This is a genomic window from Vibrio sp. 970, assembly GCF_033339075.1.
The window spans coordinates 1-606 of the sequence record NZ_JAWOTW010000522.1 but is presented as its reverse complement, the minus strand read 5'-3'; the positions used below and the strand labels follow the sequence as shown (position 1 = coordinate 606).

At 46.4% G+C, this 606-nt stretch carries 1 protein-coding gene; it reads right to left on the bottom strand.

Going from position 1 to position 606, the window contains the following annotated elements; all coding sequences use genetic code 11:
• Window positions 1–58 precede the first annotated feature (58 nt).
• Window positions 59–606, bottom strand: a 548-nt coding sequence (locus R7Q11_RS27650) for a c-type cytochrome (RefSeq protein WP_225467168.1), incomplete at its 5' end; no start/stop codon positions are given.

Below are 606 nucleotides of genomic sequence, written 5' to 3'. Positions count from 1 at the left end.
CATCCATTTTCTGTTTGGTTTACGCCATAAACTCATTGGTGTTCATCCCAAAGCAGCGCTAGCGATAACTCGCATAGTATTCTACGAGCGCGTTTAAATCATCGGAACTAAGCCCTTTGAACGCCTCATCCATTTTTTTATCAACGGAGCGTTTGCCTTGCTTAAACTGTTGCAACGTAGTGGCGAGATAGCCCTTCTGCTGACCAGCTAAAATCGAAGCTTCATCCAGAGCGTTACTGCCACCATCCGAATGACAGTTCTCGCAGCTTTTCGCGTGGATAGCCTTACCTTTCATCGCTAACGCTTGATCAAAAGACTGCTTAGCAGGCACAAACTCAAGCCCAGCATAATGTTTTGCTAACTCTTCAATCTGCGCTTCAGATAAAGATTTGACTATCGTCACCATGTCGCCTTTTTGGCTCGTGTCTCCGTATACGTGATTAACCGAAGCTGAGGGTCTGCCCTCAAGGTAACGCAACATCTGGTCGAAAAAGTTGAACTCGGGAATCCCTGCGATGGTCGGAATATTCGTGTCTGAGCTAACACCGTTTGGCCCATGACAAGCTTCACATTCATGTTGTGAAATTAGCTCACTTGGTGACGCTA